Here is a 22433-nt window from a genome sequence, read left to right as displayed (position 1 = left end):
CGGCTCACGACTCCTTCGTCGCCGCCGGCACGTCGAATACCCGATCGAACGCCCACTGGAACACGAACGCGTAGCAGAAGAAGAACGCGAACAGCCCGATATCGACGACGAACGCGTCGAACCACGAGATGTCGAGCCACCACGACACGACGGGCACGAGGATGAAGATCAGCCCGCCCTCGAATCCGGTCGCGTGCAGGATCCGCCGTCCGAGCGTGCGCGCCGGCTGCCGGCGCGACGCTTCCCAGCGCTCGAACAGCGCGTTGAAGATCATGTTCCACAGCATCGCGATCGCCGACATCGTCGCCGACAGCGCGCCGGAGTAGACGAGGTCCTGCTTGAAGATCGCCGCGATCGCGGGCGAGATGCAGGAAATGGCGATCGCTTCGTAGAGCACCGCCTGCGTGATCCTGCGCGGTAGGCCTTGCACGGGTTCCTCCGGTTCGAGGTCGACCGTCGCGGCACCATGCCGCGACGCCCCGCAAGGCTAGTCGCGTTGCGCAGCCGCTTCAATTCACCTAATCTCACCCCGATTGAATCGAATTCAACCCGGCCGCATCCGGCCCGCGAGGCCCCGTGTTCTCGAAAATTCCCCTGACCGCATTGCGTGTATTCGAAGCCTCCGCAAGGCTCGGCACGTTCAAGGCCGCCGCGGACGAACTGTCCGTGACGCCGGCTGCCGTGTCGCACCAGATCAAGTCGCTCGAGAGCCGCGTGGGCGTACTGCTGTTCGAGCGCGGCACGGGCGGCGTGCGGCTGACGGCTGAAGGCGAGCAGTTGTTTCGCGCGAGTCACGATGCGTTGCTGGCGCTAAGCCGCGGGCTCGACGCGGTGCGCCCGGATGCGGCGGACGAGCGCCCGCTCGTGCTGACCACCACGCCGGCCTTTGCGGCGATGTGGCTGATTCCGCGTCTCGGCGCGTTTCGCCGCATCGATCCGCATCTGCACATCAAGGTCGAAACCGGAAACGCGCTCGTCGATCTCGAACGCGATGCCCGGATCGATCTCGCGATTCGCGCGACGTCGCGGCAGTTTCCCGCGTTGCACGAGATTGCGCTGATCGACGAATATTTCGGCGCGTATGCGGCCGTCGGGTTCGACGCGCATCGCTCGGACGGGACGCTCGACCTGATCGAAACGGTGTGGGATACGCCGTTGCCCGTGTCGGTCGACTGGGCGTCGTGGTGCCGTGCGGCGGGCCGGGAGGCGTGGCTCGAACGTGCGGTCTTCCGTCATTACGACGACGAGCATTACGCGTTGCAGGCCGTGCTGCACGGGCAGGGTATCGCGCTGCTCAGCTCGGTGCTGGCCGCCGAGCATGTCGAGCGCGGCGCGTTGATGCCGGTCGAGCCCACGGTGCGGCTCGACGGTGCGCGCTTCGTCGCGTTGTGCCGGCCGGGGCGCGAGCGCGAGCCGCAGGTCAGGCGGTTTCTCGACTGGCTCGAAGCCGAAATCGCACGGACGCGCGACGCGGTGGCGCGGATGGCGCCGGACGAGCACCGCGCCGCTACCCGAACCTGACGCAATACACCGGCGGCAAATGCGCCGATACCTGCTGCCAGCGCTCGCCGCCATCATCGGACGTCCATAGCCCGCCGGTCGTCGACGCCATCGCGAGGCGCGTGCCGGAATCGTCCACCGCGAGCCCGTGCCGGTACACGAGGTCGTACGCGGGCGCGGCCGGCAATCCGTTCGACAGGCTCTCGAAACTGCGGCCGCCGTCGCGCGTGCGCGTGACGACGAACCGGCCGTTCACCGGGATCCGGCACGCGTCCTTCACGGCTGGTACGAACCACGCGCTATCCGGTTCGTGCGGATGCACGGCCACCGCGAAACCGAAGCTCGACGGCTGCGCCTCGATTCGCCGCCAGTGTTCGCCGCCGTCGGTCGAGCGGAAGATCGCGCAGTGATGCTGCGTCCACAGTACGTCGGGGTTGGCCGCGCACTGCACGACGCGATGCGGATCCTGCATGTTCGGCTCGCCGCGCCGCTCGGGCGGCATGTAATCGGCTTCCATGCCTTCAGCGGTTACGCGCCACGTCGCGCCGCCGTCCGCGGTTTGCCAGACGCCGCCGCACGAGATGCCGACGGTGACGTGCCGGCTGTCGCGCGGATCGACCATCACCGAATGGATGCCCGGCGCGTCGTACCCGCCGCCGCCCCATTCGGCGCGTTCAGGGCGATCCCACAGCGGGCGGTTGAGTGCCCACGAATCGCCGTGATCGTCGGAACGGAACAGGCCGCCGGGAATCGTGCCGGCCCACAGCACGCCGGGTTCGTCCGTGCCGCCGGTTTCGAGCGACCAGATTTGCTGAAGCGTCCACGGCGGTTGCGGCTGTGGCGGCCCGGGCGGCTCGTCGTCCATGGCGCCGTTGCCGGCATGCGCATCGGCGCGGGGAGGTGACGCGTCGGCGTGCTGCGGCGGATAAACCGGGACCGCGCATTCCTCCCATTCGGTGGCGCCTGCGCGCAGCCGATGCAGCTTTACGCCGAAATGCCCCAGATTGAGCGCCGCATACAGCGTGCCGTCGCGCGGGTCGGCGAGCGCGATGCTGACGGGCTCGCCGATGAAATGCGGTTCGCCGAGCGTCCAACTGCCATGACCGTCGGGTTGCAGGACGAACAGGCCCTTGCGGGTGGCGACGAGTAGTCGATCGTTCATGTGCGGTGTCTCCGGATGGTCCGCCTTGGCGCGACGGCGTCTGGTATCAGGGGAATGCGCCCGTGCATCGGTCCCTTTATCCGCCGGTCAGCGCCTGCACGACATACACGCGGCTGGCGTCGCCGAGCGCATCGGACAGATGCTGCCGGTCGCGGATCGGCCGGCCGTCGATGAACACCGACAGGTGCTTTCGCAGCGCGCCCTGGTCGTCGACGATGTAGCCGCGCAGCCTGGGCTGCTCGCTGAAAACGGTGTCGAATGCTTCGCCGACCGTGCGCGCGTCGATGTCGCGCTCGGGCGTTTCGACATGCCGCTGGATCGACGCGGCGAAAAAGAGGTGCGCCATGGCGGTAGCTGGCAGGAGCCGCACGAAGGGACGGCTTGTAGTGTAGGCGATCCGGCGGGCGCCGAAAGGTGGAACGGAGCCGCCGTGCGCGGCGCGCGCGGGGTGGCGGCGGCTAAACCGGAATCGACCGCCCCCTGATCCGGATCCCGAGCCGCACGACGCCGATCACCGCATTCGACAGCCACGTGAGCCAGCGCGGCATCCCGCGCCGGCGGATATCGAGCAGCAGCACGATCCGCACGGCGTCGCTGTCGTTCCACACCTCGTGCGTGAACGTGTCGTCCCACAGCAGGAAGCGGCCTTCGTCGAGCCGGTATTCGTGGCCGTCGACCTTCAGCACGGCGGCCGGCGTGCCGTCCGCGCGCTGCGGCATCGACAGCACGAGATAACCGCGCAGGATGCCGCGAAACGGCCCGCGATGCGGCGGGATGTGCTTGCCGGGCGCGAGGAACGACAGCGACGCGGACAGCACGTCCGGCGACGCCGCGACGAGCGACGCGACGGTCGGGCAGCGCGACAGGTTGCGCGCAAACGGCTGGCCGTACGCCTGCATGATGAACATCCGCCAGTCGCGCGCATCGTTGGCCGAGATGTCGTACTGCTCGCGCATGATTTCGTGAAAGCGCGGGATGCGCGGCATGTCGCGTGCGACGTCGAGCGCCTCCGCGCGGATCGCGGGCCATGCGCGCACGAAACGCTCGGCATCCGGGAATGCGGCCGCGTCGAGCACCGCGCCGCTGTCGATATGGCGGTCGTACAGCGTGCGCAGCAGGGCGGCTGCATGGTCGTAGGCGGCGGACATGGTCGATCGACGGGTGGCCCGGATGAAGAGGTGATCAGTCTGCCCGAAGCACGGCGGGCATTGCGTTACGTCAGGTTACGCCGGCTGACGAATGAATGACAGTTCGATGAAGGTCCGGCAGGCGCGAATGAAAAGGCCGGGAATAAACCGCGTTCCTCCGTCGTCATACGCGTGTAGCACGTCGTCTCATTGACTGATGAAGGAGTGGAACATGAACACGCACTGGCTGGTGGCCGCCACGGTGGCGGCGATTTCTCTCGCAGGTGTCGCGACGCAAGCGTCGGCACAGGCGCTCACGCGCGAGCAGGTCCGGCAGGAACTGATCGATGCCGAAAACAACGGGCTGCGCTTCGTGACCGATACGTCGTATCCGGACGTGAGCCCGCTGTTCCGGAATCAGGCCGAGCGGATGCCGCAGCGGCAGGCCAGCACGGCGGTCGGCAGCGATCCTGCCATGTCGTCCGAAGCGGGCAAGCCGGCGGCGACGTCGCCGCGTCGAGGCGCCGCCGCATGCGTCGGCCCTGCGAGCTTCTGCACGATCTATTTCGGAAGTTGATCCGCCCGCCTGCATTCGCAGGCCGCGTCTGTCCCGTGGTTGATCGCTACGTTACATTGAAGGAATTCACGATGAAAAACTATATCGCAGTACTGATGATGGTCGGTACGATCGCCGGTCAGTCGGCATTCGCGCAAGCGGCCGCGCCGCTGACGCGTGCGCAGGTTCGGGACGAACTGATGCGCGTCGAAGCGGCCGGGTACGACCCGGCGAAGGGTGACGACGGCGCGTATCCGGCCGATATCCAGGCCGCTCAAGCGAAGCTCGCCGAGCAGGACCGGGCGCGGATGGCGGCGTCCGCCGCACCGGAGGCCGGACCCGGCATGCCGGCGCAGGTCGCCAACTAGGTGCCGACATGTACCCGTATTGCGCGAGGCCGTCGGCATTGCGACAGAGCGAGGCACGCGCGCAGCGTGTCGCGCGGAGACGAATCGTGGGGAGCGGTGGTGCGGCGTCATCGCGGCGCCGATGCGCGCTTCATGCAGGCGGGTGTGGTGCGACGCGCGTCGTCGCGCGTCGAAAAAACGCCCGGGCCGCGTCGATGCGGCCCGGCGCGCCGCAAATCAGCGCCGTTCGTCCGCGATATGGCTGCGGATCACGTCCGCGAACGACGTGTCGCCCTTCAGCCCGAGCGCTTCCGCGCGCGACGTATCCCAGCGGCCCGGCCAACTGCCGACGATCTTCTCGACGCGTTCGTCGGGCACGTGGCGGATCAGCTTCACGACCTCGTCGCCCGCGACTTCGCGCAGCGCCGCGATCATCTCGTCGACCGACACCGACAGCCCCGGCAGGTTGATCACGCGCTTGCTGCCGAGCTTCGCTCCGTCGATTTCGCATCCGGCGACGAGCGCGTCGATCGCGCCGCGCGGCGACAGCAGCCACAGCCGCGTCGAGCCGGGCACCGGGCACACGCTTTCCTCGCCGTTCAGCGGCTCGCGGATGATGCCGCTCGCGAACGACGACGCGGCCGCGTTCGGGCGGCCGGGCCGTACGCTGATCGTCGGCAGCCGCAGCACGCGGCCGTCGACGAAACCGCGCCGCGCGTAGTCGCACAGCAGCAGCTCGGCGATCGCCTTCTCGGCGCCGTACGACGATTGCGGATTCAGCGCGGTGTCGTCCTGCACGACGTCGGGCAGCGCGCCGCCGTATACCGCGACGGAGCTCGTGAACACGACGCGCGGCCGGTGGCCGCGCGCGCGGCACACTTCGAGCAGCGTGCGCGACGCGTCGAGGTTGATCCGCATGCCGAGATCGAAGTCGGCTTCGGCCTGCCCGCTGACGATCGCCGCGAGGTGGAAGATCGCGCCCGTCTGCGTGTCGATCGCGCTGTCGAGCACCGCGCGATCGGCGATGTCGCCGACGATCGACGTCACGCGCGCGTCGCCGAAATCGCTGCCCTTGACGACGTCGAGCAGCATCAGCTCGTCGATCTTCTCGATACGGCCGTCGGGGCCCGTGAGTTCGCCGCGCTCGAGCAGCTTGCGCGCGAGACGCTGGCCGAGAAAGCCGGCGCCGCCGGTGATCAGTACTTTCATGTTCGTTGCCCTATGTGGAATACGGGAATCACAGGTACGGCTTGATCCAGCCGAGACCTTCGGACGTGCCGGCCTTCGGCCGATACTCGCAGCCGATCCAGCCGTCGTAGCCGAGCGCGTCGATCAGCGCGAACAGATACGGGTAATTGAGTTCGCCGACATCCGGCTCGTGACGTTCGGGCACGCCCGCGATCTGGATATGGCCGATGCCCGCGAAATCGCGCTTGAGCTTCATCGCGAGATCGCCTTCGACGATCTGGCAGTGGTAGCAGTCGAACTGCACCTTCAGGTTCGGCGCGCCGACTTCCGCGCGGATCGCCTGCGCGTCGTCCTGGCGGCTCAGGAAATAGCCGGGCATGTCGCGCTGGTTGATCGGCTCGATCAGGATCGTGATGCCGTGCGCGGCCGCGGCCTGCGCCGCATGGCGCAGGTTCGCCAGATAGGTGTCGCGATGGCGCGCGCGGTCGGCGCCCTGCGGCACCATGCCGGCCATCACGTGCAGCTTCTTGCTGCCGATCACGCGCGCATAGTCGAGCGCCTGGTCGATGCCGCGTCGGAATTCGTCCTCGCGGCCCGGCAGCGAAGCAATGCCGCGTTCGCCCGCGGCCCAGTCGCCCGGCGGCGCGTTGAACAGCGCCTGTTCGAGGCCATGCGCGTCGAGGCGCGCGCGGATGTCCTCGGCGGCGAAGTCGTACGGGAACAGGTACTCGACGGCCTTGAAGCCGTCGTGGGCGGCAGCGGCGAAGCGTTCGAGAAACGCATGCTCGGTGTACATCATCGAGAGGTTGGCGGCGAAGCGTGGCATGGCGGCGGGTCCTGTGTATGAATGGGGCGGGGCGCCGTGCGCCCCGCGTCGAATGATGAATCGGCCAGCGGCGGATCAGCGGTTCACGAGCTTGGGCGGCGTGAGCCACACGGCGATCGCGCCGATCACGAGCATCGCCGCGAGCACGTACATGCCGGACGCGGTGCTGTGCGTGACGTCCTTCAGGTAGCCGATCACGTACGGGCTCGCGAAACCGGCGAGGTTGCCGACCGAGTTGATGATCGCGATCCCGGCAGCGGCCGCGGAGCCCGCGAGGAACGCGGTCGGCAGCGACCAGAACAGCGGCGCGCAGGTCAGCACGCCGCCCGCCGCGAGCGACAGGAACACGATCGACACCGCCGTATTGTGCGAGTACGACGCGGCGACCGCAAACCCGATCGCGCCCATCAGCGCCGGCACGATCAGGTGCCAGCGGCGTTCGCGGCGCTTGTCCGCGCTGTGGCCGAACAGGTTCATCACGACGATCGCGACGACGAACGGAATCGCCGACAGCAGGCCGATCTGCAGCGTGTCGGTGATGCCGGTCGATTTCACGAGCGTCGGCATCCAGAACGTGAGCCCGTACTGGCCGGTCACGAACGCGAAGTAGATCAGCGACATCCACCACATGCGCGGGTCCGAGAACACGGCCTTCAGCGAATGGCCGTGCTGCTGCTGTTCCTGCGGCTGCGCGGCGATTTCGTCTTCGAGCAATTGCTTCTCGCGCTCGTCGAGCCACTTCGCGCCGCGGATGCTGTTGTCGAGATACAGGATCGTCGCGATGCCGACGAGCACGGCCGGCACGGCTTCGATCATGAACATCCATTGCCAGCCGTGGAAACCCGAGCCGCCGTGGAAGCGCTCCATGATCCAACCCGACAGCGGGTTGCCGAAGATGCCCGACACGGGAATCGCGGACATGAACACCGCGATGATCTTCGCGCGGCGATGCGACGGGAACCAGTAGGTGAGATACAGGATCACGCCCGGATAGAAGCCGGCTTCCGCGAGGCCGAGCAGGAAGCGCAGCACGTAGAACTGCGTCGGCGTCTTCACGAACGCGAACAGCGCGGACAGCAGGCCCCACGTGATCATGATCCGCGCGATCCAGATGCGCGCGCCGATGCGGTGCATCAGCAGGTTGCTTGGCAGTTCGAATAGAAAGTAGCCGAGAAAGAAAATTCCGGCGCCGAGCCCGAACACGGTTTCGCTGAACGCGAGATCCTGCGACATCTGCAGTTTGGCGAAGCCGACGTTCACGCGGTCGAGATACGCGACCACGTAGCAGAGCATCAGGAACGGCACGATGCGCCAGAACACTTTCTTGTAGGTGCGGTCGAGTTCGCCCGATTGGGCGGCCGCGGCGGGCGAGCGGCTTGCGGCCGCGTCGAGAGCAGTCATCGTCGTCTCCTGGACTATTGTGTGCCGGCGGCGCGTACGCCGCCGGATCGTGTGTGTGCTGACGGAAGGGCCCGCGCACACGGCGGGCATGGGAAGCAGTGCGTGATCCGTGCGGCGGCGCGTTACCAGCGCGCGCCGAAGGTCTCGCGCAGTTCGTCGAGCGCGGCGTCGGACAGCGGCTCGGGTTTCGGTTGCGTCATCAGCCACAGCCGCGCCGTTTCCTCCAGCTCCTCGAGCGCATATGACGCGTGCGACACCGACGGCCCCCACATCACCGGGCCGAGACGGTCGAGCAGCACGCCGCGCACCTGGTCCGACAGCGCGGCGACTTCGGCCGCGACGGCCGGGTCGCCCGGGCGACGGTAACGGATCAGCGGAATGTGGCCGACCTTCATCACGTAGTACGGCGTGATCGGCGGCAGCACGTCGGTGTCGCGCCACACGCCCGCGAGCGTCAACGCGACGAGATGTGTCGAATGCGTGTGGACGACGCCGTTCGCTTCGGCATTGCGCGCGTAGATGCCGCGATGCAGCGCGAGCGTCTTCGACGGCTTGCCGCCCGATACGGGCCGGCCGTCGGTGCCGACCTTCGCGATGTCGTTCGGGTCGAGCCGCCCGAGGCACGCGTCGGTCGGCGTGATCAGCCAGCCGTCATCCAGACGCGCGCTGATGTTGCCGGCGCTGCCGACCGCATGGCCGCGCGCATACAGGCTCGCGCCGATCACGCAGATCTCTTCGCGCAGTTTTGCTTCGTCGCTCATCATGCGGCTCCGTCGAGCGCGCGCAGCGCCTTGTCGAAAAAGTCCGTCGTGCCGAAGTTGCCGGATTTCAGCGCGAGGCCGAGCGGCTGCGCATCGATGGTGGCGGTGGCCGGCACACCCGGATCGATCTGCGCGCCGATCTGCAGCGACTTCACGTCGAGCGCCTGCACGACCGCGCCGGACGTCTCGCCGCCGGCGACGACGAACTTGCGCACGCCGAGTTCGCGCAGCCCGCGCGCGATCGCCGCGAGCGTGCTTTCGACGAGATGGCCGGCCGCTTCGACGCCGAGCGTTTGCTGCACGGCCTTCACTTCGTCGGGCGTCGCGGTCGCGTAGATCAGCACGGGCTGCGGCAGGTGCGAGCGCGCAAAGGCGAGCGCCTGGTGGACGACGGGTTCGCCGCGCGATGCCGCGAGCGGATCGATGCGGAAGCTCGGCCGCGTCGCGCGCCATGCGGCGACCTGCGCGTTGGTGGCTTTCGATGCGCTGCCGGCGAGTACGGCCGACGGGCCTTCGATGCGCGGCAGCGACGCCGCGTTGTCGCGCTCGGGCAATTGCTCGGCGCGGCGGAAATTCGCCGGCAGGCCGAGCGCGATGCCCGAGCCGCCGGTGACGAGCGGCAGGCCCGCGCACGCTTCGCCGAGCACGTAGAGATCGCGGTCCGACAGCGCGTCGGCGATCGCGAAACGCGCGCCTTCCGCGCGCAACTGGTCGATCCGCGCGCGCACGGCGGCCGCGCCGAGCGCGATCGTGTCGTAGCGGATCAGGCCGACCGCGGACTGCGTCTGCCGTTGCAGCACGCGCACGAGGTTCGCGTCCGTCATCGGCGTGAGCGGATGATTTTCCATCCCCGATTCGTTCAGCAGCACGTCGCCGACGAACAGGTGGCCGCGATAGATCGTGCGGCCGTTCTCCGGGAACGCCGGGCACGCGATCGTGAAGTCGCCGCCGGCCGCATCGAGCAGCGCGTCGGCCACCGGCCCGATGTTGCCCGCGTCGGTCGAATCGAACGTCGAGCAGTACTTGAAGAAGAACTGGCGGCATCCTTGCGCGCGCAACCATTCGTACGCGGCGAGCGATTGCGCGACGGCGTCGGCGGCGGGGATCGTGCGCGACTTCAGCGCGACGACGATCGCGTCGGCGTCGACGATCGTGTCGGCGGCGGCGCCGTCGGCGGGCACGCCGATCGTCTGCACGGTGCGCATGCCGCTCTTGACGAGCATGTTCGCGAGATCGGTCGCGCCGGTGAAATCGTCGGCGATGCAGCCGAGCAGGGGACGGGAAGCGGAAGCGGTCATGGCAGGCACGTCGTTCGAATCAGCGGGCGGGCGGCAGCGTGATGCCGGGGAAAGTCTTGATCACGGCGGAATCGTCCTCGCCGCCGTGGCCGGCGCTCGACGCGCTCATGAACATCTGGTGCGCGGTGGCCGACAGCGGCAGCGGGAATTTGCTGCGGCGCGCGGTGTCGAGCACGAGGCCGAGATCCTTCACGAAGATGTCGACGGCCGACAGCGGCGTGTAGTCGCCGTTCAGGATGTGCGGCACGCGGTTCTCGAACATCCACGAATTGCCAGCGCTGTGCGTGATCACGTCGTACAGCGCGTCGGCATCGACACCTTCGCGCAGGCCCAGCGCCATCGCCTCGGCGGCGGCCGCGATATGCACGCCGGCCAGCAACTGGTTGATGATCTTCACTTTCGAGCCGATGCCGTGCGCATCGCCGAGGCGGTACACCTTGCCGGCGATCGCGGCGAGCACGTCCTCGCAGCCCGCATACGCGGCGGCCGGGCCCGACGTCATCATCGTCATCTCGCCGGAGGCCGCGCGCGCGGCGCCGCCGGACACCGGCGCGTCGAGCATCTGCAGGCCGGCGGCCTCGATGCGTGCGCCGAGCGCGACCGCGAATTCGGGCGCGACGGTCGCGCTCGCGATCACGACGCCGCCCGGCTTCATCGCCGCGACCGCGCCGTGTTCGCCGAACAGCACCGTTTCCGTTTGCGCGGCATTGACGACGAGCGTGACGACGACGTCGCACCGCGCACCCAGTTCGGCCGGCGTCGCGCACGCGATGCCGCCTTCGGCGGCGAACGCCTGCAGCACGGTGTCGCGCACGTCGCATGCGTGCACGCGCAGGCCGGCGCGCAACAGCGAGCGGGCGACGCCGAGGCCCATCGCGCCGAGGCCGATGACTCCAACATTTCGTGACATGGTCAACCTTGATCGATTCGGTAGAGGTTCTGGACAACGGCGGCGGGCGCCGCCGGCTTCAGCAGATGCCGGCTTCCGCGAGACGGCGGGCGGCGTTGTACATGTGCGTGCGCGCCGCGTTGCGGGCGGCCATCGGGTCGCGCGCGCGGATCGCGTCGGCGATCGCCGCGTGTTCGTCGCGCACCTGGCGCGAGAAGTCCTCGCGCGTTGCTTCGTTGCTGCGCGTGACCTTCACGCCGGCTTCGAGATACTGGTTCAGGAACTGCAGCGTCTTCAGGAAATACGGATTGCCGGTGACGGCCGCGATCGTGCGGTGGAACGCGACGTCTTCCGCGACGCCGTCGCGCCCTTCGGCCACCGCTTCGTCGATCTTGCGCAGCGCGTCGTCGATGTCCGCCATGTCGTCGTCGGTGTGGTGCAGCGCGGCTTCGGCGGCGACTTCGGCCTCGATCGCGCGGCGCACCGCGAGCAGGTGCGGCAGCGAGCTTGCCTCGACGGCTTCCGCGTAGTCGATCCGCAGCGGCCGGATCGCGCCGTGCTGGTTCACGAACACGCCGCTGCCCTGGCGCGGCTCGACCACGCCTTCGTTCTTCAGCCGCGAGATCGCCTCGCGGATCACGGTGCGGCTCACGCCGAATTCCTGCGCGAGCACGGCCTCGGTCGGCAGCTTGCCGGTGGCCGAGAAGCTGCCCACTTCGATCTGCTTGAGCAGTTGCTGCGCGACATGGTCGCTCATCGCGCGGGCCGGAATTTTCTCGAACATGATGCTCTGGTTTGTAAGGTGATGTGGTCATCATACAAATTTGAGCGAACATCAGCATCCGGGATAACCCGCGCTTTGCAGCGAGTAACGTCGGCTAAATTGATTGGAACCGGTTCCAAATCGCGCCTAAACCGATGCGAACGTGCGCGGTTCCGCATCGGTCAGGAAAGGGCGCGCACCCTTGGAGCGGTCAGTTGGCGATGTCCTCGACCGGGTCGGCCGACGCATCGGGCATCGTGGCCACTTCGGCCACGTCGCCGCCGCGCTCGCGATAGGTCGCCGGCGGCACGCCGAACTGCTTGCGGAATTCGCGCCCGAGGTGCGACGCATCGGCGAACCCGCAGCTCGATGCGATATCGGCGACGGTGCGGTCCGAGCTCGTCAGCAGCCACGCGGCCGTGCGCAGCCGTACCTGCTTCGCGAAGGCCTGCGGGCTCTTGCCGGTCTCGGCCTTGAACAGCCGTTCGAGCTGCCGCGTCGACAGGTCGAGCTTGCACGCGAGTTCCTCGAGCGGCAGCGCGCGCCCGACGTGCTGTTCCATCAGAAGAATCGCGCGCTTGACCTTCGGGTGTGTCGCCGGCTCGAGGCCCGGCGGATGCGGTTGCGGCGCATTGCCTTTCTGCATCTCGCCGACGAGCAGGATGCGCAGCGCCTTCTGCACGGTCGCGTGATCGAAATGGCGCAGCAGGATCGCGGCGGCGACGTCGATCGATGCGCGGCCGCCCGAGCACGTGATCCGGCGCCGGTCGATCACGAACAGGCGGTCGGCGATCAGCAGGTCGGGATCGGCGGACGGGAAGCGTTCGATGAAATCCCAGTAATGGAACCAGCTCACGCAGGTGCGGTAGCCGTCGAGCACGCCGGCGCGCATCAGCGCGAACACGCCCGTGCAGATGCCGACGACCGTCGCGCCGCCCGTCGCCGCGCGGCGGATGAAGTCGAGCGTTTCAGGGCCGGCCTGCGGCCCCGAATGCAGCAGCCCGCCGACCACCACCACGTAGTCGAACGGCTCGGCCGCGTCGAACGTCTCCCACGGCGTGATCTGGATCCCGCAGCTCGCGCGCACCGGCGCGAGCGTCTCGCCGATCACGCTCCATGCGCAGCGCACGGGCTTGCTGTAGTCGCCGTCGTCGGCCGACAGCCGCAGCATGTCGACGAAGCCGGAGAAGGCCGTCAGCGTGAAGTTCGGCAGCAGCACGATGCCGAAGCGGATGCGCCGCGGCGCGGGTTCTGCGAGGGGGGAAGCGGGTACGTCGGGGGTCATCGCGGCCAATCTCGTCACGCCGGGCAGGCGGTCTCACTCGTTTCAGTCTGTTTGCGGGTTGCGGCTGCCGGAGGCGGCGCGGATGCAGCCAGCGTCGCCGATCGGCCGCGGCCGGACTTGTGGTTTTCCGTCGCGAACCATCGCCAAAACGCACTTTCCGGGCGGCCGGCGCGGCGCTTGGCGGCGCTATCCCACGCCGATGCCGTTTTTGTTCTATCGGCCGATTTTACGCTTTGATGTACTGGGGCCCAACGACATTTCACGCATGCAACCCAAAGGAAGCCAGATGAACGTCAGCGCGTTCGACTTGTTCAAGATCGGCATCGGCCCGTCCAGTTCGCATACGGTCGGCCCGATGATCGCCGCGTGCCGCTTCGCGTCGCACGTCGAGGACGCGAACCTGCTCGGCTTCGTGCGCCGCGTGCGGGTCGAGCTGTACGGCTCGCTCGGCGCGACCGGCAAGGGCCACGGCACCGACAAGGCCGTGCTGCTCGGCCTCGAGGGCCACCTGCCCGACACGATCGATCCTGACCTGATCGAGCCGCGGCTCGCCGCGATCCGCGCGGAGAAGTCGCTGTCGCTGCTCGGCAAGCAGACGGTGCGCTTCGACGAGAAGGAACACATCGGCTTCTATCGCAAGCTGATGAGCGGCACGAGCATCGTGCATCCGAACGGGATGCGCTTCCAGGCATTCGACGAGCACGGCCAGCTGCTCGTCGAGAAGGAGTATTACTCGGTCGGCGGCGGCTTCGTCGTGAACCGCGACGGCGACCGCGTGAACGGCGTGCGCGCGGCCGTCGAAGTGCCGTATCCGTTCCGCACCGGTGACGACCTGATGCGCCAGTGCCGCGAACACGGGCTGTCGATCGCCGAGCTGATGCTGCGCAACGAATGCGCGCTGCGCCCTGCCGACGAAGTGCGCGCCGGGCTGCTCGCGATCTGGCGCACGATGGCCGCTTGTGTCGAACGCGGCTGCAAGGTCGAGGGCGACCTGCCGGGCCCGATGCGCGTGAAGCGCCGCGCGGCCGAACTGTACGGCCGCCTGCGCGCGCGTTCGGAAGAGTCGCTGCGCGACCCGCTGTCGATGCTCGACTGGGTCAACCTGTATGCGATGGCCGTCAACGAAGAGAACGCGGCCGGCGGCCGGGTCGTCACCGCGCCGACCAACGGCGCGGCCGGCGTGATCCCCGCGGTGCTGCACTACTACGTGAAGTTCGTGCCGGGCTCGAACGAAGCCGGCATCGTCGAATTCCTGCTGACGGCCGCGGCGATCGGGATCATCTACAAGGAAACCGCGTCGATCTCCGGCGCGGAAGTCGGCTGCCAGGGCGAAGTGGGCGTCGCGTGCTCGATGGCCGCGGCCGCGCTCGCCGCCGTGATGGGCGGCACGCCGGACCAGGTCGAGAACGCGGCAGAGATCGGCATGGAGCACAACCTCGGGATGACCTGCGACCCCGTGGGCGGGCTCGTGCAGATCCCGTGCATCGAGCGCAACGCGATGGGCGCGATCAAGGCGCTGAACGCGTCGCGCATGGCGCTCAAGGGTAACGGCCAGCACTACGTGTCGCTCGATTCGGTCATCAAGACGATGCGCGAGACGGGTGCCGACATGAAGACGAAATACAAGGAAACGTCGCGCGGCGGTCTTGCCGTGAACGTCATCGAATGCTAACGAAGGATCACTAACATGAGCCGCTACTCGATATTCAGCCTGTTCCGCAACGGCCTCTCGTATCACGAGAACTGGGAAAAGCAGTGGAAGAGCCCGGAGCCGAAGAAGGAATACGACGTCGTGATCGTCGGCGGCGGCGGCCACGGCCTCGCGACCGCCTACTACCTCGCGAAGGAGCACGGCATCACCAACGTCGCGATTCTCGAGAAGGGCTGGATCGGCGGCGGCAACACCGCGCGCAACACGACGATCGTGCGCTCGAACTATCTGTGGGACGAGTCGGCCGCGCTGTACGAGAAGGCGATGAAGCTGTGGGAAGGGCTGTCGCAGGATCTGAACTACAACGTGATGTTCAGCCAGCGCGGCGTGATGAACCTGGCCCACACGCTGCAGGACGTGCGCGACACCGAGCGCCGCGTGAACGCGAACCGGCTGAACGGCGTAGACGCCGAATTCCTGACGCCCGCGCAGATCAAGGAAATCGAGCCGACGATCAACCTGAACAGCCGCTACCCGGTGCTCGGCGCATCGATCCAGCGCCGTGCGGGCGTCGCACGCCACGACGCGGTGGCCTGGGGCTTCGCGCGCGGCGCGGACCGCGCGGGCGTCGACATCATCCAGAACTGCCAGGTGACGGGCATTCGCCGCGAAGGCGGCGCGGTGGTCGGCGTCGATACGGTGAAGGGTTTCATCAAGGCGAAGAAGGTCGCGGTGGTCGCGGCCGGCAACACGACGACGCTCGCCGACATGGCCGGCATCCGCCTGCCGATCGAAAGCCACCCGCTGCAGGCGCTCGTGTCCGAGCCGATCAAGCCGGTGGTCAACTCGGTGATCATGTCGAACGCGGTGCACGCATACATCAGCCAGTCCGACAAGGGCGATCTCGTGATCGGCGCGGGTATCGACCAGTACACGGGCTTCGGCCAGCGCGGCAGCTTCCACATCATCGAAAGCACGCTGCAGGCGATCATCGAGATGTTCCCGGTGTTCTCGCGCGTGCGGATGAACCGCCAGTGGGGCGGCATCGTCGACGTGTCGCCGGACGCGTGCCCGATCATCACCAAGACCGACGTGAAGGGCCTCTATTTCAACTGCGGCTGGGGCACCGGCGGCTTCAAGGCGACGCCGGGCTCGGGCTGGGTGTTCGCGCACACGATCGCCCGCGACGAACCGCATCCGCTGAACGCGCCGTTCGCGCTCGACCGCTTCTATACGGGCCACCTGATCGACGAGCACGGCGCAGCCGCCGTCGCGCACTAACCACCGCACTGAAGGAGAAGGAAACATGTTGCTGATCGAATGTCCGTGGTGCGGGCCGCGCGCCGAATCCGAGTTCACGTGCGGCGGTGAAGCCGACATCGTGCGCCCGGTGGCGAACGAGACCATGACCGACCGCGAATGGGGCGAATACGTGTTCATGCGCGAGAACAAGCGCGGGCTGCACAAGGAGCAATGGCTGCACACGCAGGGCTGCCGCCGCTGGTTCAAGGTCACGCGCGACACGGTCACCTACGATATCAAGGGCTACGAAAAGTTCGGCGGCGCATCTGCCGGCAACGCACACGAAGAGGGCACGAGCAAATGAGCCAGAAAGACCGCCTCGGCACCGGTGGCCGCATCAATCGCGCGATTCCGTTGACGTTCACGTTCAACGGCCGCACGTACCAGGGCTTCCAGGGCGACACGCTCGCGTCCGCGCTGCTCGCGAACGGCGTGCACTTCGTCGCGCGCAGCTTCAAGTACCACCGTCCGCGCGGGATCGTGACGGCCGACGTCGCGGAACCGAATGCCGTCGTGCAGCTCGAAACCGGCCCGTACACGGTGCCGAACGCGCGCGCGACCGAAATCGAGCTGTACCAGGGCCTCGTCGCGACGAGCGTGAACGCGGAGCCGTCGCTCGAGAACGACAAGTACGCGATCAACCAGAAGCTGTCGCGTTTCATGCCGGCCGGGTTCTACTACAAGACGTTCATGTGGCCGCGCAACATGTGGCCGAAGTACGAAGAGAAGATCCGCGAAGCGGCCGGCCTCGGCAAGGCGCCCGAGGTGCTCGACGCCGATCGATACGACAAGTGCTACGCGCACTGCGACGTGCTCGTGGTCGGCGGTGGCCCGTCGGGCCTCGCCGCCGCGCATGCGGCCGCCACGGCCGGCGCGCGCGTGATCCTCGTCGACGACCAGCGCGAACTCGGCGGCAGCCTGCTGTCGTGCCGCGCGGAGATCGACGCGAAGCCCGCGATGCAATGGGTCGAGAAGATCGAAGCCGAGCTGCGCAAGCTGCCCGACGTGACGATCCTGTCGCGCAGCACCGCGTTCGGTTACCAGGACCACAACCTCGTGACGGTCACGCAGCGCCTGACCGATCACCTGCCGGTATCGATGCGCAAGGGCACGCGCGAGCTGCTGTGGAAGGTCCGCGCGAAGCGCGTGATTCTCGCGACCGGCGCGCACGAGCGGCCGATCGTGTTCGGCAACAACGACCTGCCGGGCGTGATGCTCGCGGGTGCGGTCTCCACCTACGTGCACCGCTTCGGCGTGCTGCCGGGCCGCAACGTGGTGGTGTTCACGAACAACGACCGTGCCTACCAGACCGCGCTCGACCTGAAGGCGTGCGGCGCGAAGGTGACGGTCGTCGATTCGCGCGCGTCGTCGAACGGCGCGCTGCCGGCCGCCGCGAAGCGGCAGGGCGTGACGGTGATGAGCGGCGCGGTCGTCACGGCCGCATCGGGCAAGTGGCGCGTATCGTCGGTCGACGTCGCGTCCTACTCGAACGGCCAGACGGGCGGCAAGATGCAGACGCTGCCGTGCGACCTCGTCGCGATGTCGGGCGGCTTCAGCCCGGTGCTGCACCTGTTCGCGCAATCGGGCGGCAAGGCGTGCTGGAACGACGAGAAGGCGTGTTTCCTGCCGGGCAAGCCGGTGCAGGCGGAAACCAGCATCGGCGCGGCCGCCGGCGAATTCGGGCTCGCCCGTGCGTTGCGGCTCGCGGTCGATGCGGGCGTGGAAGCGGCGAAGGCCGCGGGCTTCGCGGCCGCGCAGCGTCCGGCCGCACCGCAGGTCGCCGAAACCGTCGAAGGCGCACTGCAGCCGCTGTGGCTCGTCGGCAGCCGCGAGGCGGCCGCGCGTGGGCCGAAGCAGTTCGTCGATTTCCAGAACGACGTCGCGGCGGCCGACATCCTGCTCGCCGCGCGCGAAGGCTTCGAGTCGGTCGAGCATGTGAAGCGCTACACGGCGATGGGTTTCGGCACCGACCAGGGCAAGCTCGGCAACATCAACGGGATGGCGATCCTCGCGGGCGCGCTCGGCAAGACGATTCCGGAAACGGGCACGACGACGTTCCGCCCGAACTACACGCCCGTGTCGTTCGGCACGTTCGCGGGCCGCGAGACGGGCGATTTCCTCGACCCGATCCGCAAGACGGCCGTGCATGAATGGCACGTCGAGCACGGCGCGATGTTCGAGGACGTCGGCAACTGGAAGCGGCCGTGGTATTTCCCGAAGAACGGCGAGGATCTCCATGCGGCCGTGAAGCGCGAATGCCTCGCGGTGCGCAACGGCGTCGGCATTCTCGATGCATCGACGCTCGGCAAGATCGACATCCAGGGCCCGGACGCGGTGAAGCTGCTGAACTGGATGTACACGAACCCGTGGAACAAGCTCGAAATCGGCAAGTGCCGCTACGGGCTGATGCTCGACGAAAACGGGATGGTGTTCGACGACGGCGTGACCGTGCGCCTCGCCGACCAGCATTTCATGATGACGACCACCACCGGCGGCGCCGCGCGCGTGCTGACGTGGCTCGAGCGCTGGCTGCAGACCGAATGGCCCGACATGAAGGTGCGGCTCGCGTCCGTCACCGATCACTGGGCGACGTTCGCGGTGGTCGGCCCGAAGAGCCGCAAGGTCGTGCAGAAGGTGTGCCAGGACATCGACTTCGGCAATGAAGCGTTCCCGTTCATGAGCTACCGCAACGGCACGGTTGCCGGCGCGAAGGCGCGCGTGATGCGGATCAGCTTCTCGGGCGAGCTGGCCTACGAAGTGAACGTGCCGGCGAATGCGGGCCGCGCGGTGTGGGAAGCGCTGATGGCGGCCGGTGCCGAGTTCGACATCACGCCGTACGGCACCGAGACGATGCACGTGCTGCGCGCCGAGAAGGGTTACATCATCGTCGGGCAGGACACCGACGGCTCGATCACGCCGTACGACCTCGGGATGGGCGGGCTCGTCGCGAAGTCGAAGGACTTCCTCGGCAAGCGCTCGCTGACGCGCTCGGATACCGCGAAGGAAGGCCGCAAGCAGTTCGTCGGCCTGCTGACCGAAGACGAACAGTTCGTGCTGCCGGAAGGCGCGCAGATCATCGCGAAGGACACGCAGGTGTCGGCAACCGATCCGACGCCGATGATCGGCCACGTGACGTCGAGCTACTACAGCCCGATCCTGAAGCGCTCGATCGCGCTCGCGGTGGTGAAGGGCGGCCTGAACAAGATGGGCGAGAGCGTCGTGATCCCGCTGGCCAACGGCCGCCGCGTCACCGCGAAGATCTCGAGCCCGGTTTTCTACGATACCGAAGGGGTGCGTCAGCATGTGGAATGAAACGAGAAACCAGGCGCCGGTGGCGGGCGCGGCCGGCGTGACGCTTGAATCGCCGTTCGTCGGCGCGGCCGACGTGCTGAAGGCGCACCAGGCGCGTGCATCGAAGAAGTTCACGCTGCGCGAGCGGCCGTTCCTCGATCTCGTCAACGTGCGCGGCGAGTTGAGCGATCCGGCATTCGTCGCCGCGTTCGAGCGCGTGGTCGGCTGCCGGCCGCCCGCGACGCCGAACACGGTCGCGCGCGGCGCCGAGTACGACGTGCTGTGGCTCGGGCCCGACGAATGGCTCGTGCGGTCGAACGGGCCGGTTCAGGCCGGCGTGCTCGAGGCCACGCTGGCGGAAGCCGTGCAGGGCTTGTACGCGGCGGCCGTCGACGTCGGCAGCGGCTACACGGTCGTCGAGATCACCGGCGAACGCGTGCGCGACGTGATCGCGCGCGGCTGCCCGCTCGATCTGCATCCGCGCGTGTTCAAGCCGGGCCAGTGCGCGCAGTCGCACTACTTCAAGTCGCCGATCACGCTGATCCCGACCGGCGACGACTCGTTCGAGATCGTCCTGCGTCGCAGCTTCGCCGACTATTTCGTGCGCATCATGCTCGACGCCGCGGCGCCGCTCGCATCATGAAGCCGTTCGACGAACCGTTCGTGGCGATCGACGCGCCGCACCTGCGCGGGCGCGGCTGGAGCGTGTTCGTCGACGAACTGAAGGTGCCCGCGCGGATCGGCATCCATGCGCACGAGCACGAGGCGCCGCAGCCGATCGTGATCGATGCGCGGCTCGGGTATCGCTGCGAGCCGAGCGAGCAGGGCGAGTGGATCGACTACGACGGCTATTGCGCGCGCGTCGCGTCGTTCCTGTCGCACAAGCCGCATACGCGGCTGCTGGAGACGCTCGTTGCGGATATCGCGGTGCTGTCGTTTCGCGAATGGCCGGCGCTGGAATCGCTGACGCTGTCGGTGTACAAGCCGAAGATCCGGCCGGGGACGAAACGCGTCGGCGTGTCGCTGGACTGGACGCGCGGCGATTACCTGCGGTGGACGGGAGCGGCGGGGCAGCTTTGATCGAAGGGGGCTGGATCAAGGCACGAGGGAGGTGATCCGGTGACTCCATGGGGCGGCGGCGCGAATGCGCCGCCGCACTCGTTTATAGTTCCTGAAATATGAGAACAACGGCCCGCCGCCCGCCTTTGGTGTTTTTGTTCCTGAAATATAGGAACAATTGGCGATCTGGCGGACGATTCACTATAATTCCGATATTCTCGTAACTATGCTGTCGATCGACTTCGACGGCGCTTTGTTCCTGAAATTCCGGAATTATGGCCCGCACCTTACCGCAACCCGTCGCGATACCTGACCCGCTCGCACTGGATCTCACCGCCTTGGGGGCGCTCGTGCGCAACCGGCGCGCGCAGAACCAGATGCGGATCGACGATGCAGCCGACATGCTTGGCGTCTCCAAGGACGTCCTGTCACGCCTCGAAAACGGGCGCGCGGTGAGTCTCGACAAGTTGTTCAAGGTGTTGGACGGCTTTGGCCTGAATTTGCTCGTCGTGCCGAAACGCGACGTCCAGGTGGCGCGCAAGGCAGTGCGCGATCATGCGACGATACGTGCCGCTTCGCCTGGCACGTCCCGTTCGTCCGAGGGGGGGTGATGATCCATCGCCTGCGGATTTCGGCTGACGGCTCGCCGGTCGGACAACTGACCTATGATGCCCGCCGCGACGACTACGGTTTTTCCTACGATCCGGCGTGGCTCGCGCGGGCAGACGCGTTTGCGTTGTCGCCGTGCATTCCGCTCGATGGCGGCAAGCCGCCGGCGGGCGCGATCCAGCGCTTCGTGGGCAATCTGCTTCCCGAGGGCCGCGCACTCGACGTGGCCGCATCGATGTATCAGATATCGAAGGACAACGTCTTCGGTCTGATCCGGATGCTTGGCAAGGAGCCCGTTGGTGCGTTGAGCTTCATTCCGGACGACGATGAGGCCGGGCGGGCGTCCGAACCTCTCGAACCCGTGCGCCGACCGATCTCCGCGGAAGAACTGGCCGACCGTATTCACAAGCGCGATGCGATTCCGTTTCCCGTCTGGGACGATCGGGTGCGCCTGTCGATCGCCGGCCATCAGGACAAGCTGCAGGTGCTGGTCGAAGGCGAGCAGTTGGCCCTAGTGGACGGGGCGCTGAGCAGCTCGCATATTCTGAAGCCCGAGTCGCGCAGCGCGAACGCGCCGTTCATGGTCGCCAACGAGCATTTCTGCATGACGTTGGCGGCCCGCATGGGGTTGCCGGTCGCGCATGTCGAGATTCGACGCATCCCCGAGCCCATTCTGCTGATCGAGCGATTCGACCGGCTCGTGACGACCGATCCGGACGACCCGCAGCGCGCGAGCGCTGTGCAGCGGCTTCATGTCATTGATGGATGCCAGGCCCTCGACTTGCCGGCGACGCTCAAATACGAACGCAATCTCGGCAACAACGCGGACGTGCGCAATATTCGCGAAGGCGTGAGCTTCGAGAAGCTGTTTTCGCTGACATCGTCTCTGGAGACACCGGTCGCCGCGCGCACGGTCATGCTGCGCTGGGCGTTGCTGCAACTGCTGATCGGCAACAGCGACGCGCATGGCAAGAACATTTCGTTTTTTGTCAGCAGCAGCGGGCTCGAGCCGGCGCCGTTTTACGATCTGGTATGCGTGAACGTGTACGGCGACGCTTATGTGCAGGACATGGCGATGGCGTACGGAGATGTATTCCGCACCGAGGAACTGACCGCTTTCGCGCTCGCGGACTTCGCGCATCGCGTGCAGATCCGGCCGGCACTCGTTGCGCGTGAAATGACGCGGATGGCGACGCTGGCGGCGGAACTGGCCCCCGGGCTGGCGGAGTCGGGCGTCTATATGGGTGACGAGCGTGCGTGGGTGCGTCGTATCGCCGAGTACGTGCGAGTGCAGGCGGAACGCGTCATGCGTATTGCGCCCATGGTGCCCAAGGTCGACGTTACGCTACTCTGAGCGTGTGCTTCATCAACCATCGGCACGCCCCGTTTGCGCGCGCGTCGCAAAAACCGGCCTGACT

The 22433-nt window shown here is 67.4% G+C and carries 23 protein-coding genes; 11 read left to right on the top strand and 12 right to left on the bottom strand.

Annotated features, from left to right (window positions below):
• Nucleotides 1–4 precede the first annotated feature (4 nt).
• On the bottom strand, nucleotides 5–430 hold the full coding sequence (locus CFB35_RS26395; RefSeq protein WP_059575418.1) for a PACE efflux transporter: 426 nt from the start codon (nucleotides 428–430) through the stop codon (nucleotides 5–7).
• 146 nt (nucleotides 431–576) lie between these two features.
• Here CFB35_RS26395 and CFB35_RS26390 point away from each other — a divergent pair, with 146 nt between their 5' ends.
• The gene (locus tag CFB35_RS26390; RefSeq protein ID WP_059575416.1) at nucleotides 577–1521 is read left to right on the top strand and encodes a LysR substrate-binding domain-containing protein; all 945 of its coding nucleotides are present in this window, start codon (nucleotides 577–579) and stop codon (nucleotides 1519–1521) included.
• On the opposite strand, the gene CFB35_RS26385 is transcribed toward CFB35_RS26390, so the two are convergent.
• The 3 genes from CFB35_RS26385 to CFB35_RS26375 all read right to left on the bottom strand — a co-directional run bounded on the left by CFB35_RS26385 (nucleotide 1508) and on the right by CFB35_RS26375 (nucleotide 3810).
• Nucleotides 1508–2662, bottom strand: coding sequence for a hypothetical protein (locus tag CFB35_RS26385; protein WP_059575414.1), 1155 nt, complete (start codon nucleotides 2660–2662; stop codon nucleotides 1508–1510). The two genes, CFB35_RS26390 and CFB35_RS26385, sit on opposite strands and share 14 nt — an antisense overlap.
• A 76-nt stretch (nucleotides 2663–2738) precedes the next feature.
• Nucleotides 2739–3008, bottom strand: coding sequence for a MoaD/ThiS family protein (locus tag CFB35_RS26380; protein WP_059575412.1), 270 nt, complete (start codon nucleotides 3006–3008; stop codon nucleotides 2739–2741).
• A gap of 112 nt (nucleotides 3009–3120) precedes the next feature.
• A complete protein-coding gene (locus CFB35_RS26375) occupies nucleotides 3121–3810 on the bottom strand; it encodes an aspartyl/asparaginyl beta-hydroxylase domain-containing protein (protein ID WP_059575410.1) in 690 nt (229 codons plus the stop codon).
• 211 nt (nucleotides 3811–4021) lie between these two features.
• On the opposite strand from CFB35_RS26375, the gene CFB35_RS26370 reads away from it, so the two are divergent.
• Nucleotides 4022–4366 (top strand): DUF4148 domain-containing protein, encoded by a 345-nt coding sequence (locus tag CFB35_RS26370; RefSeq protein WP_060968614.1) that lies wholly within the window; start codon nucleotides 4022–4024, stop codon nucleotides 4364–4366.
• A 71-nt stretch (nucleotides 4367–4437) separates the two neighbouring features.
• Nucleotides 4438–4713: a DUF4148 domain-containing protein gene (locus CFB35_RS26365; protein WP_060968615.1), complete on the top strand. Its 276-nt coding sequence runs from the start codon at nucleotides 4438–4440 to the stop codon at nucleotides 4711–4713.
• A gap of 216 nt (nucleotides 4714–4929) precedes the next feature.
• Here CFB35_RS26365 and denD read toward each other — a convergent pair whose 3' ends face one another.
• The 8 genes from denD to CFB35_RS26325 all read right to left on the bottom strand — a co-directional run bounded on the left by denD (nucleotide 4930) and on the right by CFB35_RS26325 (nucleotide 13103).
• Nucleotides 4930–5901 carry a D-erythronate dehydrogenase gene (gene denD, locus CFB35_RS26360; protein WP_089465746.1) on the bottom strand — a complete coding sequence of 324 codons (972 nt, stop codon included), beginning with the start codon at nucleotides 5899–5901 and terminating at the stop codon, nucleotides 4930–4932.
• Between the two features lie 28 nt (nucleotides 5902–5929).
• Nucleotides 5930–6706, bottom strand: a complete 777-nt coding sequence (gene otnI, locus CFB35_RS26355; RefSeq protein WP_089465745.1) for a 2-oxo-tetronate isomerase — start codon at nucleotides 6704–6706, stop codon at nucleotides 5930–5932.
• A gap of 75 nt (nucleotides 6707–6781) precedes the next feature.
• Complete coding sequence (locus CFB35_RS26350) at nucleotides 6782–8107, bottom strand: MFS transporter (protein ID WP_059575404.1); 1326 nt, start codon at nucleotides 8105–8107, stop codon at nucleotides 6782–6784.
• A gap of 122 nt (nucleotides 8108–8229) precedes the next feature.
• Nucleotides 8230–8871 (bottom strand): aldolase, encoded by a 642-nt coding sequence (locus CFB35_RS26345; RefSeq protein ID WP_059575402.1) that lies wholly within the window; start codon nucleotides 8869–8871, stop codon nucleotides 8230–8232.
• Nucleotides 8868–10166: a 3-oxo-tetronate kinase gene (gene otnK, locus CFB35_RS26340; protein WP_059575399.1), complete on the bottom strand. Its 1299-nt coding sequence runs from the start codon at nucleotides 10164–10166 to the stop codon at nucleotides 8868–8870. The genes CFB35_RS26345 and otnK overlap by 4 nt, the downstream gene beginning before the upstream one ends.
• 19 nt (nucleotides 10167–10185) lie before the next feature.
• Nucleotides 10186–11076, bottom strand: coding sequence for an L-threonate dehydrogenase (gene ltnD, locus CFB35_RS26335; RefSeq protein ID WP_059575397.1), 891 nt, complete (start codon nucleotides 11074–11076; stop codon nucleotides 10186–10188).
• Between the two features lie 58 nt (nucleotides 11077–11134).
• Nucleotides 11135–11839, bottom strand: coding sequence for a FadR/GntR family transcriptional regulator (locus CFB35_RS26330; RefSeq protein WP_059575396.1), 705 nt, complete (start codon nucleotides 11837–11839; stop codon nucleotides 11135–11137).
• Between the two features lie 190 nt (nucleotides 11840–12029).
• Complete coding sequence (locus tag CFB35_RS26325) at nucleotides 12030–13103, bottom strand: GlxA family transcriptional regulator (protein ID WP_059575394.1); 1074 nt, start codon at nucleotides 13101–13103, stop codon at nucleotides 12030–12032.
• Nucleotides 13104–13389: 286 nt separating this feature from the next.
• Here CFB35_RS26325 and CFB35_RS26320 point away from each other — a divergent pair, with 286 nt between their 5' ends.
• The 8 genes from CFB35_RS26320 (at nucleotide 13390) to CFB35_RS26285 (ending at nucleotide 22369) form a co-directional block, all read left to right on the top strand.
• Complete coding sequence (locus CFB35_RS26320) at nucleotides 13390–14775, top strand: L-serine ammonia-lyase (RefSeq protein ID WP_059575392.1); 1386 nt, start codon at nucleotides 13390–13392, stop codon at nucleotides 14773–14775.
• A 15-nt stretch (nucleotides 14776–14790) separates the two neighbouring features.
• Nucleotides 14791–16035, top strand: coding sequence for a sarcosine oxidase subunit beta family protein (locus CFB35_RS26315; RefSeq protein ID WP_034204196.1), 1245 nt, complete (start codon nucleotides 14791–14793; stop codon nucleotides 16033–16035).
• A gap of 25 nt (nucleotides 16036–16060) precedes the next feature.
• On the top strand, nucleotides 16061–16360 hold the full coding sequence (locus CFB35_RS26310) for a sarcosine oxidase subunit delta (RefSeq protein WP_011547035.1): 300 nt from the start codon (nucleotides 16061–16063) through the stop codon (nucleotides 16358–16360).
• Entirely contained in the window at nucleotides 16357–19368 is a 3012-nt protein-coding gene (locus tag CFB35_RS26305) for a sarcosine oxidase subunit alpha family protein (RefSeq protein ID WP_059575391.1), read from the top strand. Before CFB35_RS26310 ends, CFB35_RS26305 begins: the two co-directional genes overlap by 4 nt.
• A complete protein-coding gene (locus tag CFB35_RS26300; protein WP_059575389.1) occupies nucleotides 19358–19990 on the top strand; it encodes a sarcosine oxidase subunit gamma in 633 nt (210 codons plus the stop codon). The genes CFB35_RS26305 and CFB35_RS26300 overlap by 11 nt, the downstream gene beginning before the upstream one ends.
• Nucleotides 19987–20427, top strand: coding sequence for a dihydroneopterin aldolase (locus CFB35_RS26295; protein ID WP_059575386.1), 441 nt, complete (start codon nucleotides 19987–19989; stop codon nucleotides 20425–20427). Before CFB35_RS26300 ends, CFB35_RS26295 begins: the two co-directional genes overlap by 4 nt.
• A 254-nt stretch (nucleotides 20428–20681) precedes the next feature.
• Nucleotides 20682–21017, top strand: coding sequence for a helix-turn-helix domain-containing protein (locus CFB35_RS26290; RefSeq protein WP_059575384.1), 336 nt, complete (start codon nucleotides 20682–20684; stop codon nucleotides 21015–21017).
• A complete protein-coding gene (locus CFB35_RS26285) occupies nucleotides 21017–22369 on the top strand; it encodes a HipA domain-containing protein (RefSeq protein WP_059575382.1) in 1353 nt (450 codons plus the stop codon). Before CFB35_RS26290 ends, CFB35_RS26285 begins: the two co-directional genes overlap by 1 nt.
• Nucleotides 22370–22433 lie beyond the last annotated feature (64 nt).

This window comes from Burkholderia sp. AU16482, assembly GCF_002223285.1.
GTDB lineage: Bacteria > Pseudomonadota > Gammaproteobacteria > Burkholderiales > Burkholderiaceae > Burkholderia > Burkholderia semiarida.
This window is presented reverse-complemented; position numbering and strand designations above follow the sequence as displayed.

Bases quoted from the DNA above. Each gene is read 5' to 3' on its own strand.
- CFB35_RS26385 (WP_059575414.1), bottom strand. From the start codon at position 2,662: ATGAACGATCGACTACTCGTCGCCACCCGCAAGGGCCTGTTCGTCCTG.
- CFB35_RS26380 (WP_059575412.1), bottom strand. From the start codon at position 3,008: ATGGCGCACCTCTTTTTCGCCGCGTCGATCCAGCGGCATGTCGAAACG.
- CFB35_RS26375 (WP_059575410.1), bottom strand. From the start codon at position 3,810: ATGTCCGCCGCCTACGACCATGCAGCCGCCCTGCTGCGCACGCTGTAC.
- CFB35_RS26370 (WP_060968614.1), top strand. From the start codon at position 4,022: ATGAACACGCACTGGCTGGTGGCCGCCACGGTGGCGGCGATTTCTCTC.
- CFB35_RS26365 (WP_060968615.1), top strand. From the start codon at position 4,438: ATGAAAAACTATATCGCAGTACTGATGATGGTCGGTACGATCGCCGGT.
- denD (WP_089465746.1), bottom strand. From the start codon at position 5,901: ATGAAAGTACTGATCACCGGCGGCGCCGGCTTTCTCGGCCAGCGTCTC.
- otnI (WP_089465745.1), bottom strand. From the start codon at position 6,706: ATGCCACGCTTCGCCGCCAACCTCTCGATGATGTACACCGAGCATGCG.
- CFB35_RS26350 (WP_059575404.1), bottom strand. From the start codon at position 8,107: ATGACTGCTCTCGACGCGGCCGCAAGCCGCTCGCCCGCCGCGGCCGCC.
- CFB35_RS26345 (WP_059575402.1), bottom strand. From the start codon at position 8,871: ATGATGAGCGACGAAGCAAAACTGCGCGAAGAGATCTGCGTGATCGGC.
- otnK (WP_059575399.1), bottom strand. From the start codon at position 10,166: ATGACCGCTTCCGCTTCCCGTCCCCTGCTCGGCTGCATCGCCGACGAT.
- ltnD (WP_059575397.1), bottom strand. From the start codon at position 11,076: ATGTCACGAAATGTTGGAGTCATCGGCCTCGGCGCGATGGGCCTCGGC.
- CFB35_RS26330 (WP_059575396.1), bottom strand. From the start codon at position 11,839: ATGTTCGAGAAAATTCCGGCCCGCGCGATGAGCGACCATGTCGCGCAG.
- CFB35_RS26325 (WP_059575394.1), bottom strand. From the start codon at position 13,103: ATGACCCCCGACGTACCCGCTTCCCCCCTCGCAGAACCCGCGCCGCGG.
- CFB35_RS26320 (WP_059575392.1), top strand. From the start codon at position 13,390: ATGAACGTCAGCGCGTTCGACTTGTTCAAGATCGGCATCGGCCCGTCC.
- CFB35_RS26315 (WP_034204196.1), top strand. From the start codon at position 14,791: ATGAGCCGCTACTCGATATTCAGCCTGTTCCGCAACGGCCTCTCGTAT.
- CFB35_RS26310 (WP_011547035.1), top strand. From the start codon at position 16,061: ATGTTGCTGATCGAATGTCCGTGGTGCGGGCCGCGCGCCGAATCCGAG.
- CFB35_RS26305 (WP_059575391.1), top strand. From the start codon at position 16,357: ATGAGCCAGAAAGACCGCCTCGGCACCGGTGGCCGCATCAATCGCGCG.
- CFB35_RS26300 (WP_059575389.1), top strand. From the start codon at position 19,358: ATGTGGAATGAAACGAGAAACCAGGCGCCGGTGGCGGGCGCGGCCGGC.
- CFB35_RS26295 (WP_059575386.1), top strand. From the start codon at position 19,987: ATGAAGCCGTTCGACGAACCGTTCGTGGCGATCGACGCGCCGCACCTG.
- CFB35_RS26290 (WP_059575384.1), top strand. From the start codon at position 20,682: ATGGCCCGCACCTTACCGCAACCCGTCGCGATACCTGACCCGCTCGCA.
- CFB35_RS26285 (WP_059575382.1), top strand. From the start codon at position 21,017: ATGATCCATCGCCTGCGGATTTCGGCTGACGGCTCGCCGGTCGGACAA.